Origin of the sequence: Rhodococcus sp. SGAir0479 (genome assembly GCF_005484805.1) — a bacterium.
Taxonomy (GTDB): domain Bacteria; phylum Actinomycetota; class Actinomycetes; order Mycobacteriales; family Mycobacteriaceae; genus Prescottella.
Map to the genome: position 1 here is coordinate 397,336 of NZ_CP039432.1, position 14,560 is coordinate 411,895.

Here is a 14,560-nt window from a genome sequence, read left to right on the forward strand (position 1 = left end):
GCAACCTGAACATTACTCGAGGGTTGTGGCGTGCCGACCGTTGCGCGTGGGTCTACCGTTTACCCATGAGCCTGCGTGAGCCGCCGGATCTGCGCGTCGACAGCGAGGTGGGGACGCTGCGGTCGGTGTTGCTGCATCGCCCCGGAGACGAACTGCGACGCCTCACACCCCGCAACAACGACCAGCTGCTGTTCGACGGGCTGCCGTGGGTGGACCGGGCCCAGGACGAGCACGACGCCTTCGCGGACCTGCTGCGTGGGCACGGCGTGGAAGTCCTGCTACTGGCCGATCTGCTCACCGAGACGCTGACGACCAGCGGGGCGGCCCGGATGCAGGGCATCGCAGCGGCGGTCGATCCGCGCCGGCTCGGGCACCCGCTCGCGCAGGACCTGGCTGCGCACCTGCGTGGGCTGCCGGCCGTGGAACTGTCCGCGATCCTCACGTCCGGGATGACCTTCGACGAACTGCCGATCGGGACCGGCGTCGCGACGCCGTCGCTGGTGCGGCTCATGCACCACGGCGCCGACTTCGTCATCGACCCGTTACCGAACCTGCTGTTCACCCGGGACTCCTCGTTCTGGGTGGGCGGGAAGGTGGCGATCACCTCGCTCGCGCTGCCCGCGCGGGCCCGCGAGACGTCGCTGACGGACCTGATCTACGCGCACCATCCGCGGTTCCGCGGTGTGCGGCGCGCGTACGAGTCGCACACCGCCCCGGTCGAGGGCGGCGACGTGCTGCTGCTCGCGCCCGGCGTGATCGCCGTCGGGGTGGGGGAGCGGACCACGCCGGCCGGCGTGGAAGCGTTGGCCCGCAGCGTGTTCGAGGACGGACTGGCGCACACCGTGCTGGCCGTGCCGATCGAGCAGCGGCGGGCGTCGATGCACCTCGACACCGTGCTCACGATGGTCGACACCGACGCCGTGGTGATGTATCCCGCCGTGCGGGACACCTTGTCGGCGTACACGATCCGCCGGGAGGACGGTGTCGTGGGGATCGGGGGGCCGGAACCGTTCCTCGAGGCAGCCGCCACCGCGATGGGTATCGGCAAGCTCCGGGTGATCGACACCGGCCTCGACCACGTCGTCGCCGAACGGGAGCAGTGGGACGACGGGAACAACACGCTCGCACTCGCGCCCGGGGTCGTGGTGGCGTACGAACGCAACGTCGAGACCAACGCGCGGATGGAGGCGTCGGGCATCGAGGTGTTGCGCATCGCCGGTTCGGAGCTGGGTTCGGGTCGGGGCGGACCGCGGTGCATGTCGTGCCCGATCGCCCGCGATCCGCTGCCCGACCCGGGAAGTTAGAGGATCTCGCGCACCTTCTCGTACGGGCGGGCCAGAACGGTGCCGCGGTCGGTCACCACGATGGGGCGCTCGATGAGGATCGGCTCGGCCACCATCGCGTCGAGCAGTTCGTCCTCGGACGCCGTGGCCAGTCCCAGCTCCCGGAACCGCGCCTCCTTCCTGCGCACGGCCTCGCTGGGCCGCAGGCCGGCGTCGCTCAGCAGCGTGCTCAGCTCGTCCCGGGTGGGCGGCGTCTCGAGGTACTTGACGACGGTCGGCTCGAGGCCCGCCTCCTCGATGAGTTTCAGGGTGTTTCGCGAGGTGCTGCACCGGGGATTGTGGTAGATCGTCGCGGTTGTCGCGGTCTCGTTCGTGCCTGCCATGCAGACATTGTGCACGGGGACAATGGTGGAAGCGTGCACGTCATGTCGAATCGATTGTGAGGAGAGCACCGATGACCGAACGACGCGTCGTCATCGCCGGCGGCCACGGCAAGATCGCCCGGCACCTGACCAAGCTGTTGACCGCCTCGGGGGACCGGGCCGTCGCGCTGATCCGCAATCCTGATCACGAGGGACCGGTACGGGCGCTCGGGGCCCTTCCGGTGCTCGTGGATCTGGAGCAGGCCTCCGTCGACGAGATGGCGGAGGTGTTGCGCGGTGCCGACGCCGTGGTGTTCGCCGCCGGCGCCGGGCCGGGCAGCGGCGTCGAGCGGAAGGACAGTGTGGATCGGGGTGCGTCCGTGCTGCTCGCGGACGCGGCCGAGCGGGCCGGGGTCCGGCGGTTCGTGCAGATCAGTTCCTTCGGGGCCGGGGAGCCGATCCCGCCGGACACCGACGAGGTGTTCGCCGCCTACCTGACCGCCAAGACCGCGGCCGAGGACGATCTGCGGGCACGCGACAACCTGGACTGGACGATTCTGCGACCCGGCGGCCTCACCGACGACGAACCGACGGGCGAGGTGACGCTGACCGAGCCGCCGCTCGAGCGGGGGACCGTGCCCCGCGCGGACGTCGCCGCGGTGATCGCGGCGTTGTTGGCGTCGGGCCAGGAGGGTCAGCCGCCCCACGCGGTGCACCGCACGCTGATGTTGACGGAAGGTTCGATTCCGATTCAGGACGCCGTCGCCGCGTTACCGTGATTCCACGGCTTCGCGCGGCTGCAGGAGGAAGGGGCGTCTGTGGAGATCGAGATCGACCACGACTCGGCGGTGCCGCCGTTCGAGCAACTGCGGGTGCAGATCCTGGGGCTCGTGCGCAGTGAGGAACTGGTGGCGGGAACGAAGATTCCCACGGTCCGCAAGCTGGCCGCCGACCTGGGGATCGCGCCCAACACGGTGGCGCGCACCTATCGGGAGCTCGAACAACTCGGTGTGATCGAGACGCGGGGCAGGCTCGGATCGTTCGTCGCCGCTTCGGGCGATCCAACTCGCGCGAAGGCGCAGCAGGCGGCCTCCGAATACGTCGCCACGGTCCGGCGCCTGGGGATCTCCGACGAGGACGCGGCGACGTTCGTCGGAACCGCGCTGAAGGGCGCGTGAGCAGTTTGGTTGACGCTTCAACTTGAACGTGTCAGAGTGGGGCATCACGACCGCGGACCCCGCGCACCCCGTCTCCCACCACCGAGGACAGCTCATGAACTCCACGGCATTCCGTGACGCCACCTTGCTCGTCGCCCGCATCGGTATCGGCGTGATCTTCATCGCGCACGGTTGGCAGAAGTTCTTCGACTGGGGGATCGACGGCACCCAGGCCGCGTTCACCGGCATGGACATTCCCCTGGCCGACGTCTCGGCCATCGCAGCCGCGACCATCGAACTGGTGGGCGGTATCGCGTTGGTGATCGGGTTCGCGACTCGGATCGCGGGGGTCCTGCTGTTCCTCGACATGCTCGGCGCGTTCTTCCTCGTCCACGTCGGCAACGGAATCTTCGTCGGGGAGGGCGGCTACGAGCTGGTGCTCGCCCTCGGTGTCGCGTCGCTGCTGATCGCGGGCGTCGGCGCCGGCCGGTTCAGCGTCGATGCGTTCGTCGGCAAGAACTCGCGGGTGCTGTCCGCGGCCTGAGACGAGTTCGGCAGTGGCTGCTCAGCGCCAGCTGGGCAGCCACAGCTCCTTCTGCCACATCTCCGGGGTGATCGGCACGGCCGTCAGGATCGGCCACAGCCACACGAAGTTGGCCACCACGAGCCCCACGTACAGGCACACCGCGAGCAATCCGGTGCCGCGCCGCTCGGCCGACGCCTTCGCCGCGCCGAGCAGTTCCCCGAGGACCAGCGCGATCGCCATCACGAAGAACGGCGCCAGCGCGACCGCGTAGAAGTAGTACATCTGCCGGTCCAGCGTCACGAACCACGGCAGCAGGGCGGCGGCGTACCCGGTGAGCACCGTCGCGTACCGCCAGTCGCGGCTGACGAACGTGCGCCACAGCGCCCACCCGAGCACCGGCACGGCCAGCCACCACATCGCCGGTGTGCCGATCAGCATCACCGCCTTGACGCAGGTGGGGCCGCCGCAGCCCGAGACGTGATCGCCCTCGGCGAAGTAGTACAGCATCGGACGCAGGCCCATCGGCCATGTCCACGGCTTCGATTCCCACGGGTGGTGGTTGCCCGCCGAATTGGTCAGCCCGGAATGGAACTCGAGCACCTTGGTGCTGTAGTACCACAACGATCGCAGCGCGTCCGGCACGAAGGCGAACGGGCCGCCGGTGCCGATCTGGTTGCCGGCCGCGTGCCGGTCCACCCCCGTCTCGCTCGCGAACCAGGCCGCGTACGTCGCGAGATACACACCGAGCGGCACGACGACGAGTGCGTACAGGGACGGACCGATGTCCCGCACCGCGGTACCGACCCACGGCCGGCGCACCCCGTAGGCGCGGCGGGCTGCGACGTCGAAGCCGACGCACAGCAGACCGAAGAACGCGATGACGTACATCCCGGACCACTTGGTTCCGCACGCCAGCCCGAGCATGATGCCGGCGCCGAACCGCCACCACCGCACGCCGAGTCGGGGACCGAGATCGGAGACCCCGATCCGGCCCTCCGCCCGCACGCGGGCCATCCGCGCGCGTACCTGGTCGCGGTCGACGACGAGACAGCCGAGGGCCGCGACGGTGAACAGTGCCAGGAAGATGTCGAGCATCCCGAGCCGCGACGAGACGAACGTGACCCCGTCGACGATCAGGAGGATGCCGGCGATCGCGCCGATCAGCGTCGACCGCGTCATGCGCCGGACGATGCGCAGCACCAGCAGCACCAGCAACGTCCCGGCGACCGCCGACGCGAACCGCCAGCCCCACGCGTTGTAACCGAACAGCGCCTCACCGATCGCGATCAGTTGCTTGCCCACGGGTGGGTGCACCACCAGCCCGTAGCCCGGGTTGTCCTCGAGGCCGCCGCCGGTGAGGACCTGCCAGCCCTGCGGCACGTAGTGCTTCTCGTCGAAGACCGGCGTCCCGGCGTCCGTGGGGTAGCCCAGCATCGTGAACCGGGTGATCGCAGCCAGTGCCGTCACGATCGCCGTCACGACCCAGCCGCGTCTGCGGTCGGTGGGGCCGAAGTCGTCCGCGGGTGCCAGAGGCGCCGGGCTCACCGGTCGGGCACTGCCGGACGACGGCACGGGGCGCTCGTCCGTCAGCTGGGTCACGAGTCGATCGTAGGCTGTCACCCATGATTGGTCGTCTCGTCCTTGCCGCAACTCCGATGGGGGACATCGGTGACGCCTCCGACCGGCTCCGCGCGGCGCTCGGATCCGCCGACGTGGTCGCGGCGGAGGACACGCGCCGGACGAAGTCGCTCGCCGCCGCGCTGGGCGTGACGATCACCGGTCGGGTCGTGAGCTTCTACGACCAGGTCGAGGTCAACCGGCTGCCCGCCCTCGTCGCCGACATCGAGGAGGGGCGCACCGTGCTTCTGGTCACCGACGCCGGGATGCCGTCGGTGAGCGACCCCGGCTACCGGCTCGTCGCCGCCTGCGTCGACAAGGACCTGCCGGTCACGTGTCTGCCTGGGCCCTCGGCCGTGACCACGGCGCTGGCGTTGTCGGGGCTGCCGGTCGAACGCTTCTGCTTCGACGGCTTCCCCCCGCGGAAATCGGGCCAGCGGCGCGCGTGGTTCGAGACGTTGCGCACGGAGCCGCGCGCGTGTGTGTTCTTCGAGGCACCGCACCGGCTGGCGGCGTGCCTGGAGGACGCGGTGGAAGTGCTGGGCGGGGAGCGGCGGGCGGCGGTCTGCCGGGAGCTGACGAAAACCTACGAGGAGGTCCGCCGCGGCACGCTGGCCGAGCTGGCGGCCTGGGCGGTCGACGGGGCGCGCGGCGAGATCACCGTGGTCCTCGAGGGCGCACAGCCGGTCGCCGCGGATCCGGAGGATCTGGTCGAGGAGGTCGAGCGGCTGGTCGCCGACGGCGTCCGACTCAAGGATGCGTGCGCGCAGGTTGCCGGCGAGGGCGTATCCAAGCGGGAGTTGTACGAGACCGTGCTCGCGGCGCGCCGCGACTGACGGCATCACCGAACGCGCCTCGAACGGGTGGTTCGAGACGAATGAGGGTTTGCGCCCCCGCCGGCCCCCGACGGACGAGCGGCTCACCCGCGGGGGAGGACTCCGAGCGAGATCGAAGCCCCACCCGACGGGTCAGCGGCCGCATCGGCGGGGGCGGCACCCAACAGCAGCAACAACCCGACGGTCGCCGCGATGACCAGAGCGGCCAGCAGGGTCGGCGGCACCTTCGCCGTCACCTTGGCCGCGCGTTCGATCATCGTGTGCGCTCCTCCTCCGTTGGCACGTGCCGGCCGGGACTACCCCTCGTCTTGCTTCAGCCCCCACAGGCACGGCGCCGTCGGCCTTCAGGGCCGTTGTGCGTCGATGTCGACTTTGCCCCGCTCGGTGGCGCCGAGAAACCGTAGGGTCTGCCGATGGGGCTATCATCGCAGTTCGCGGCCGGTGAGGAATTAATCCGCAGCGGATTTCCTGCGGCGTTCCGCGCCCTGCAGGCGGCGGAATCGAGGGGTGTTTCGGGGTCGAGAGGGAGCGGGTGGGGACGTGACGGGCGAGAGCGAGCAGCTGAGCGGCGAGGCGCAGGCCGGCCCGTCGGCGCGCCTGTTCTTCGCCGACCATCTGCGTCTGCTCTTCGCGACGGCGGGCGGACCGCCGCTGAAGAAGGTGGTCTCCGACGCCGCCGCCCTCACCCGGTCCATGGGGGGCGACAAGCCCGCCTCGGTGCAGCGGGTGAGCGACTGGCGCTCGGGCAAGCGGATTCCCGCGGCGTTCGACTCGGTGCGTCCGGTCCTGGCGGTACTCATCCGGATGGCCCGCGCGCTGCACGCCCAGCCGCCGGTCGACGGGCTGTTCTCGATGCGGCAGTGGGAGGCGTGGTGGCGCAGCGCCAACGCCGTCCCGGCCGCGCGGACCGCGGGCGGCAGCGCCGAGTCGATCGTCCCCGTCCTGCCGGCGGGCGTCCGTCCCTACCGGGGACTGGCGCCCTATCGCGAGACGGACGAGCGGCTGTTCTTCGGCCGCCGGCACAGCGTGAGCGCGCTCGTCAGCACGGTGCTGGCGGCGCAGGGGCACGGCGTCGTGGTCGTGACGGGGGCGTCCGGCGTCGGCAAGTCGTCGCTGGTGCAGGCCGGCCTCATCCCGGAACTACGCGGCCTCGACCGCGGCAACGAGGGTCGGCCGCCGTTCGCGCCGGTGGTCTTCGCGCCCGGTGCCCACCCGTCGACCGTCCTGGCCGCGGCGGTGCCGGAGCTGGCCGACTGCGTCGCCGCCCCGGACCACGAGCGGATCGACCGTGCGCTGCGCCGGGCGGCGGAGCGGATGGGTGCGCATCAGCTGGTGCTCGTCGTCGACCAGATCGAGGAGCTCTTCACCCAGTGCACCGATGCGGACGAGCGTGCGCGTTTCCTCACGGTCCTCGATTGGGCGGCGACCACGTTGCCGGGCCACGAGCCGTCGGAGACGACGTCGGTGGTGGCCACGATGCGCTCCGACTTCTACGCGCAGGCGCTGTCGTATCCGGTGCTCGCCCGCGCGCTCGAGCAGCGCAGCAAGGCCGTCTCGCCACTGCTGCGTGAGGACGTGCTCGAGGTCATCACGCAGCCGGCCCGGATGATCGGCCTCAAGCTCGAGCCGGGGTTGGTCGACCTGATCCTCAACGATCTGGGCGTCCTCACCGCCTCCTCGCCCGATGCGTCCGAGGGCAGCGGCACCGTGCTGCCGCTGGTCTCGCACCTGCTCGACACGATGTGGGAGCGGCGCCGCGGCGGCCAGCTGACGATAGCGAACTATCGGGCGACGGGCGGTGTGCTGGGCTCGATCGCTGCGGCCGCCGAGCGGGCGTGGGAGCAGCTCGACGAACGTGGGCGCGTCCTCGCGCGGGCGATGTTCGTGCACCTGGTGTACGTCACCAACACGGGCACCGACGTCAAGATCCGGCGCACGTTCGCCCAGCTCGTCGCGTTCGAGGGTGATGACGCCGGTGCCGGGCGCCGGGTGATCGAACATTTCGTCAACGCCCGCGTGCTGGTGGTCGACGGGGATTCGGTGGAGCTGATCCACGATGCGGTGATCGCGACGTGGCCGCGCTTGGCGAGCTGGATCCAGGAGGACCGCTCGTACTCGGCGCTGCGGCAGCAGATCGAGACCGACGCCGCGCACTGGGACGACTCCGCTCGCAACAGCAGCCTCCTGTACCACCGGGGGCGTCTGGATCTGCTCGCCGAGCACGCCGCGACCCGCGCGGACAACGCGGACCCCGACCGGAACGGGGTCCGGGCGGTCGCGGCGTCGCTGACCCCGGCCGCCGCGGACTTCCTCGCTGCGTCCGAGCGGCAGGTCCGCCGGCAGGCGCGGATGAAGCGAACCGTGATGACGGCTCTCGCCTTCTCGACCCTCGTCGCGGTGGTGATGGGGGCGATGGCGCTCGCCGCGAAGTCGCGGGCCGAGAGCGAGCGCGCCACCGCGCAGTTCCGCCAGGTCGTCGCGCTGGCCGACGCCCTGCGCGAGAGTGATCCGACCACATCCGCCCAGTTGTCGCTCGCGGCGTGGCAGATGCGGCCCGGTAGCGATGACGCGTTCTCCCGCCTGGTCGCCACCGAGAACACCCCCATCTCCCGCTCGCTGACCGGGCACACCGGGCCCGTCTACGGGGTGGCGTTCTCGGCGGACGGGAGGATGCTCGCGACCGCGAGCGACGACCGGACGGTGAGGCTGTGGGACTTCACCGACCCGTCGAGTCCCGTCCCCACCGGTGCCGTGCTGGGCGGCTCCGAGCAGTACATGGCCTCGGTGTCGTTCAGCCCGGACGGCCACCTGCTCGCCGGGGGCAGCGGCGACGGCTTGATCTGGATCTGGGACGTCTCCGATCCCACCGCGCCCCGGGCACTGCTCGACGGCGTCCGCGCCGCCCCCGGCGCCGTGCACAACGTGCGGTTCAGCCCCGAGGGCCGCCTGCTCGCGGTCCCGCACGACGACGGCACTGTGACATTGTTCGACACCTCCGCCCCGGACAGCGGCCGGTTCCCGTCGTGGTCGTTGCGCGGACACGCCGGTGCGGTCCGGACGGTGTCCTTCCACGGCGACACGGTCCTGGCGACGGCGAGCGACGACCGGACCGTCCGGGTGTGGGACATCGCCGACCCGGGCCGCCCCGTTTCGCTGGGTGCTCCGCTCACTGGGTTCGACGACGTCGTGCACTCGGTGGCGTTCAGTCCCGACGGCCGCAGCCTGGCCGCCAGCAGCGACGACGGGCTGATCCGGATCTTCGACGCGACCGACCTGACCGCGGTCCGGCTGATCGACGCCCCGGTCCAGGCGCACACCGGGGGCATCTGGACCATCGCGTTCGCGCCCGACGGCGGCACCCTCGCCAGCGCGTCCTGGGACGGCACCGCGAAGCTGTGGTCGGTGGACCCGGTGACCCGGGCCCTGCACGAGGTGAAGCCGGCGCTCAGCGGCAACGGCGGCGGGGTGCCCGCGCTCGCGCTCTCACCGGACGGGTCGACGATCGTCACGGGCGGGCAGGACTCGCTCGTCCGCGTCTGGACGCTCGCGCCCGGAACGGTGCCGGTCTCGGACTCGTCGATGACGCTGCCGGCGCTCGATCGGGACGGTTCCCTGCTGGTCACCGCCGGCTACGACTCGGCGGTACGGCTGTGGTCGGTCGACGCGGCGGGGCGATTCACGCAGGTCGGCTCCATCGACGCGCCGCGGCCGCTGGGCGGCGCCAACGTCGCGGCCCTGTCTCCGGACGGCGGGATTCTGGCGACCACCCGGACCTCGGGTGGCCCGGTCCAGCTGTGGGACGTGCGGGACCCGGGCCGGCCGGTGCCGCTGGGTGCGCCGATCACCACGGCCACGCGTTTCACGTGGGAGATGGCGTTCAGCCCGGACGGGCGGACGCTTGCGATCGGGGACGACGACTTCCGAATCGCGCTGTGGAACATCGAGGATCCGGCGGCCCCCGTCCCGGTGGGTCCGAGCCTGACCGGTCCGCACAACCTGATCCGCAGTGCGCAGTTCAGCCCGTCCGGCGACCTCCTGGTGGTGGTGAGCGCGGACGGGGACATCCACGCGTGGGACGTCACCGATCCGGGGGCCCCGACACCGCGCGCGATGAGCGGCGTCGGACACGAGGGCGGTGTCAACGCGCTGGCCTTCAGCCCGGACGGGTCCGTGCTGGTCACGGCCAGCGACGACCACACCCTCATCGTGTGGGACCGCGACACCGACGGCGGCTTCACCGCGCGCCCGGAACCGATGCGGGGGCACACCGGCACCGTGTACAGCGTCGCGTTCGACGGCGACGGCTCCCAGGTCGTCAGCGGCAGCGACGACGGCACCGTCCGGCTGTGGAACGTCGAGGACGGCGCCGAGACCGTCGGTGGACCGCTGACGACCATCGGTACGGGACGGTGGCAGGTCGCGTTCCTGCCGCGGACCGACACGGTGGTCGCGGCCGGCGGCGACGGCGTGCTGCGGACGTGGCGGCTCGACGCGGAGGCGGTCGCGAACCGGGTCTGCGCCGCTACGTCGGAGCTGACACAGGATCGGCCTGCGCATTTCGAGATGCCCGAGGCGGGCCGGGACGCCTGCCCGTCGCCCTGAGCGTGACGATGCTGCGGGCCTTGTCGAGGCACTCCTGCCACTCGGCGTCGGGATCGGAATCGATCGTGATGCCGCCCCCCACCCCGAGGCCCACGTGGCCGGTCGCGTCGAACTCGACAGTGCGGATCGCGACGTTGAGTTCGAGCCCCGCGAGGGGACTGTGCATGCCGACGGTGCCGCAGTAGACGCCGCGGGGCTCCGGTTCCCACGACGAGAGCAGGTGCCGCGCGGAGTGCTTGGGGCACCCGGTGACCGACGCCGGAGGGAAGGCCGCGTCCATCAGTGCGGCCGTGTCCACGGATCCGGCGACGCGCGCGGTCACGGTGGAGACCAGATGCCACACGCCCGGGGCCGGCTTGACGCGGAGCAGGTCGGTGACGTGCACGGACCCCGGCTCGGCCACGCGCCCCAGATCGTTGCGGACGAGATCGACGATCATGACGTTCTCGGCCACGTCTTTGACGGAGTCGCGCAGGAGGGTCGGATCGGCGTCGAGCGGAAGAGTGCCCTTGATCGGGCTCGACGTGACGGTGCCGGCCCTCCGGGACAGGAACAGTTCCGGGGACAGCGACGCCACCGCACCCCAGGCGCCCTGGACGAACGCGGCCCGGCTGGGCCGGGTCCGCTCCACCGCGTCCGCGAAGAAGTCGACGGGGCGGCCCGAGCCCGTACCGCCGAACCGCGCGCACACGCACGCCTGGTAGACGTTGCCGCGCGTGATCGCGTCGAGGCACAGCTCCACACCGCGACGATGTGCGCGGCGGTCCGGCTCGGCCCAGTCGATGTGCCACGGCCGCGGCTCGGCGTCCGGGCGGCGCACCGCCTCGGCGAGGTCGTCGGGGCAGGGGGCGTCGCGGAGACTTTCGAACCACCAGCAGCCCGACTCGTCCAGGCGCACGACATCGTCGGTCCAACCACCGGCCGCCTCCGGCAGCGCCCCGCGCCGGTCCGGGTACGCCCGGTAGCCGATCCAGCCGCCCCCGACCGCCGGCCCGCCGGGCGCGGTTTCACGTGGGCCGGTTTCACGCGAGCCGGGTTCGCGGGTGGCGGGGAGTGTGAACGCCTGGTCCGGCGGGCAGGGGAGCGCACGCACGCTCGGGGCGAGCACCGCGGCGCTGTCGAACCAGCGCCCGATCAGGCCGGCCGGCGGGGGAAGCTGCCGCGACCGAGCCCGCCGAGCCAGTGCGCGGAACACGTCGGCGGCGCTGCCGCCGCCTCCGAGTCGCTCGCTCCGCATTGCTCCAGCTTTCCATGACGGCGGTACGGCGCAGCCAGCGGTCCGCGCCCGCGTGGGGCCGTCCCACAACCGAACCGCGGTGCCGACCTCATCGTGGGATCGCCCGCTTGTCCGGCGAGAGCGAGGCGTCGTCGGCGGCGGACCGACCCGCGTGCCAGCCGTCGGCGTCGACGTTTCGGCTCCGCGACGCCCGTGTGGTCGGGAACAGTCGATCGAACTCCGCGTCGACGGCCGCGGACCGAGCCGCCAGGACCGGCAGCAGGTCGTCGATGCGCACGTCGGCGTCCACGGCGGCCTCGGCGGTGGCACGGCTGTCGGCCTCCTTGAGTCGCTGGCCGATCCGCACGGCGAAACCGAACAGGAACGCCTTCCGGAACGACGCGGACCGGGACGGGGCCGCCTGGTCGTGGGCACCGGCCGCGTGCATCGCGCGCGTGGCCTGCACCAGCAGGGACGTGAACAGCAGATCCACCTGCTCGAGGTCGACCGGGCTCCCGACGACCGTGGCGATCGCGAACCGGTCGAACCACACCGTCCGGACCCGGTTGGCCTCGCCGATCGCCGTCAGCAGGTGGACCTTCTCGCGGACGTAGGGGCTGTCGAGGTGCATTCGACGGCTCTGTACCGCGGTCGACGCCGGTCCGGTGCCGTGCAGGATCGCGGTACTGATCGAGTACCGGGTCATGAGGTCCTGAGCCTTGGCCGTGAAAGTTTCGGCCTCCTCGACGAAGTCGGTGGCCTCGGCCTTCGCGAGAAGCCCGCGGATGCGCCCGAGCACCTTGGGATCGGCGGTCTCCTCGCTCGGACGGTCGTGGTGGTGCACCCGCACGAGCGGCCACGCCGACGGCGGCTCGCACAACTGGTTGAGCCGCGGGAACTCGAGCCACAGCACCGTGAGGTCGACCCATTCGCGGACCCCGATCCGCCAGCCGGCCGTCTCCAACGCTGCGGCGAAGTCATCGGGGTCGCACCGCCTCGGCAGCCCGGCCGCGAACTGCGCCGCGTCGGGCTCGCTGTCCGCGATCCGGGCGAGTTGGGCCCGCCAGTCCCGCGGGGCGCGCCCGTCGGATCCCGCGGCCCGCGCCTGGAAGAGCACCGCGGCGGCGGCCGTCGGCGCCGTACCGGCACCGAGCGCGCGTCGGGTGACGTGCATGACGTCGGCGGGCTGCCATCCGCGTTCGTACGCGTCGGCCAGCGCCGTCATGAGCCCGGCCGCCGACCGCTGCCGGGGCGGCACGCAGTCGCCCGACAGCCGATCGCGTGTTCGAAAGTATGTTCTATTGCTCCCCATGCGTGCGAGTGTGCCCGAGGGGACCGACAACTTTCGGGAGCGACGCCGTCAGGCCTGGTCGTCGGTCGTTTCCTCGACGTAGCGCGGGAAGACGCCCACGGGCTTGGGCAGTGGGGTGCCCGCCGCGATCCGGGTGCCGAGGTCGGCGAAGGTTCGGGCGTCGGCGTCCTGACCGAGCAGGTCGAGGATCTTGTCGGCGGAGCCCGGCATCACCGGCTGGACCAGGATTCCGACGATCCGCACCACCTCGAGCGTCACGTACAGCACCGTCGCCATCCGGGCCGGGTCGGTCTTGCGCAGCACCCACGGCTCCTGCGCGGAGAAGTAGCGGTTGGTGTCGCCGAGTACCTGCCAGATCGCCTCGAGTGCGAGATGGAGCGCCTGCACGTCGAACTCGGCGCGCACCTTGGCGAGCAGCGCGTCGGCCTTGGCCAGCAGCGCCCGATCGTCGTCGGTGAGCTCGCCCGGCGTGGGGACCTGCGCGTCGCAGTTCTTCGCGACCATGGACAGCGACCGCTGGGCGAGGTTGCCGAGCTCGTTCGCCAGGTCCGTGTTCATGCGGGTGACGATCGCCTCGTGGCTGTAGCTGCCGTCCTGGCCGTACGAGATCTCGCGCAGCAGGAAGAAGCGGACCGCGTCGAGGCCGTACTGCTCCACCATCGCCAGCGGGTCGACGACGTTGCCGACCGACTTCGACATCTTCTCGCCCTTGTTGAACAGGAAGCCGTGCACGAACACTCGCTTCGGCAGTTCGATGCCCGCCGACATGAGGAACGCCGGCCAGTACACGGTGTGGAAGCGCGTGATGTCCTTGCCGATGATGTGCAGGCTCGCGGGCCAGTACTTGCGGAAGGCCTCCGACTCGGTGTCGGGGAAGCCCGCACCGGTGAGGTAGTTGGTGAGCGCGTCCACCCACACGTACATGACGTGCGCGGGGTCGCCCGGCACGGGCACACCCCAGTCGAACGTGGTGCGGGAGATCGACAGGTCCTTGAGGCCGCTCTTGACGAAGCTGAGGATCTCGTTGCGGCGCGTCGCCGGCGCGATGAAGTCCGGGTTCTCCTCGTACAGCGCCAGCAGCCGATCCTGGTACTTCGAGAGTCGGAACGTGTAGTTGGACTCCTCGGTCCACTCGACCGGCGTGCCCGTCTCGGTGGCGATGCGGGAGCCGTCCTCGAGCACCGTGGTCTCGTCCTCCGCGTGGAACGCCTCGTCACGGACCGAGTACCAGCCCGAATAGGTGTCGAGGTAGATGTCGCCGGCCGCGACCATCCGCTCCCAGATCGCCTTGCTGGCCTCGAGGTGGTCGGCATCCGTGGTCCGGATGAACCGGTCGTACGAGATGTTCAGCACCTTGTCCATGGCCTGGAACACGTCCGAGTTGCGGGTCGCCAGAGCGCGGACGTCGATACCTTCCTTGGCTGCCGTCTGCTGCATCTTCAGGCCGTGCTCGTCGGTGCCGGTCATGAAGTACACGTCGAACCCGTCCAGGCGCTTGAAACGCGCGATCGCGTCCGACGAGATGTACTCGTAGGCGTGACCGATGTGCGGGACGCCGTTCGGGTACGCGATCGCCGTCGTCAGATAGAACGGTGGCCGGTCCGTCGGTGCAGGCTGCTGGTTGGGCGAGGAAGGCACAGTCATGGTGC

General features: G+C 71.1%; 12 protein-coding genes. 6 read left to right on the top strand and 6 right to left on the bottom strand.

From position 1 onward, the window contains the following. Window positions 1-65 precede the first annotated feature (65 nt). On the top strand, window positions 66-1,304 hold the full coding sequence (locus E7742_RS01930; protein ID WP_137797383.1) for an arginine deiminase: 1,239 nt from the start codon (window positions 66-68) through the stop codon (window positions 1,302-1,304). Here E7742_RS01930 and arsC read toward each other — a convergent pair. Beyond that, window positions 1,301-1,666 carry an arsenate reductase (glutaredoxin) gene (arsC, locus tag E7742_RS01935; protein ID WP_137797384.1) on the bottom strand — a complete coding sequence of 122 codons (366 nt, stop codon included), beginning with the start codon at window positions 1,664-1,666 and terminating at the stop codon, window positions 1,301-1,303. The genes E7742_RS01930 and arsC overlap by 4 nt on opposite strands. A 71-nt stretch (window positions 1,667-1,737) precedes the next feature. Here arsC and E7742_RS01940 point away from each other — a divergent pair, with 71 nt between their 5' ends. The 3 genes from E7742_RS01940 (at window position 1,738) to E7742_RS01950 (ending at window position 3,346) form a co-directional block, all read left to right on the top strand. Further along, window positions 1,738-2,424 carry an SDR family oxidoreductase gene (locus E7742_RS01940; RefSeq protein ID WP_137797385.1) on the top strand — a complete coding sequence of 229 codons (687 nt, stop codon included), beginning with the start codon at window positions 1,738-1,740 and terminating at the stop codon, window positions 2,422-2,424. A gap of 39 nt (window positions 2,425-2,463) precedes the next feature. Beyond that, window positions 2,464-2,823 (top strand): GntR family transcriptional regulator, encoded by a 360-nt coding sequence (locus E7742_RS01945; protein ID WP_137797386.1) that lies wholly within the window; start codon window positions 2,464-2,466, stop codon window positions 2,821-2,823. Between the two features lie 94 nt (window positions 2,824-2,917). Further along, window positions 2,918-3,346, top strand: coding sequence for a DoxX family protein (locus E7742_RS01950; protein WP_137797387.1), 429 nt, complete (start codon window positions 2,918-2,920; stop codon window positions 3,344-3,346). Between the two features lie 21 nt (window positions 3,347-3,367). Here the strand turns inward: E7742_RS01950 and E7742_RS01955 are convergent, their stop codons facing one another. After that, window positions 3,368-4,927: a dolichyl-phosphate-mannose--protein mannosyltransferase gene (locus E7742_RS01955; RefSeq protein WP_137797388.1), complete on the bottom strand. Its 1,560-nt coding sequence runs from the start codon at window positions 4,925-4,927 to the stop codon at window positions 3,368-3,370. A 23-nt stretch (window positions 4,928-4,950) separates the two neighbouring features. On the opposite strand from E7742_RS01955, the gene rsmI reads away from it, so the two are divergent. Further along, on the top strand, window positions 4,951-5,781 hold the full coding sequence (rsmI, locus tag E7742_RS01960; RefSeq protein WP_137797389.1) for a 16S rRNA (cytidine(1402)-2'-O)-methyltransferase: 831 nt from the start codon (window positions 4,951-4,953) through the stop codon (window positions 5,779-5,781). 83 nt (window positions 5,782-5,864) lie between these two features. On the opposite strand, the gene E7742_RS23105 is transcribed toward rsmI, so the two are convergent. Beyond that, the gene (locus E7742_RS23105) at window positions 5,865-6,038 is read right to left on the bottom strand and encodes a hypothetical protein (protein WP_175420383.1); all 174 of its coding nucleotides are present in this window, start codon (window positions 6,036-6,038) and stop codon (window positions 5,865-5,867) included. Between the two features lie 283 nt (window positions 6,039-6,321). Between E7742_RS23105 and E7742_RS01965 the strand changes: the two genes are divergently transcribed. Continuing rightward, entirely contained in the window at window positions 6,322-10,383 is a 4,062-nt protein-coding gene (locus E7742_RS01965) for an nSTAND1 domain-containing NTPase (protein WP_254699133.1), read from the top strand. Here the strand turns inward: E7742_RS01965 and E7742_RS01970 are convergent. The 3 genes from E7742_RS01970 to metG all read right to left on the bottom strand — a co-directional run bounded on the left by E7742_RS01970 (window position 10,304) and on the right by metG (window position 14,555). Beyond that, window positions 10,304-11,620, bottom strand: coding sequence for an aminodeoxychorismate synthase component I (locus E7742_RS01970; RefSeq protein ID WP_137797390.1), 1,317 nt, complete (start codon window positions 11,618-11,620; stop codon window positions 10,304-10,306). The two genes, E7742_RS01965 and E7742_RS01970, sit on opposite strands and share 80 nt — an antisense overlap. An 88-nt stretch (window positions 11,621-11,708) precedes the next feature. Next, window positions 11,709-12,911: a DUF2786 domain-containing protein gene (locus E7742_RS01975; protein WP_137797391.1), complete on the bottom strand. Its 1,203-nt coding sequence runs from the start codon at window positions 12,909-12,911 to the stop codon at window positions 11,709-11,711. 48 nt (window positions 12,912-12,959) lie between these two features. Continuing rightward, window positions 12,960-14,555, bottom strand: coding sequence for a methionine--tRNA ligase (gene metG / locus E7742_RS01980; protein WP_137797392.1), 1,596 nt, complete (start codon window positions 14,553-14,555; stop codon window positions 12,960-12,962). Between the last annotated feature and the right edge of the window lie 5 nt (window positions 14,556-14,560).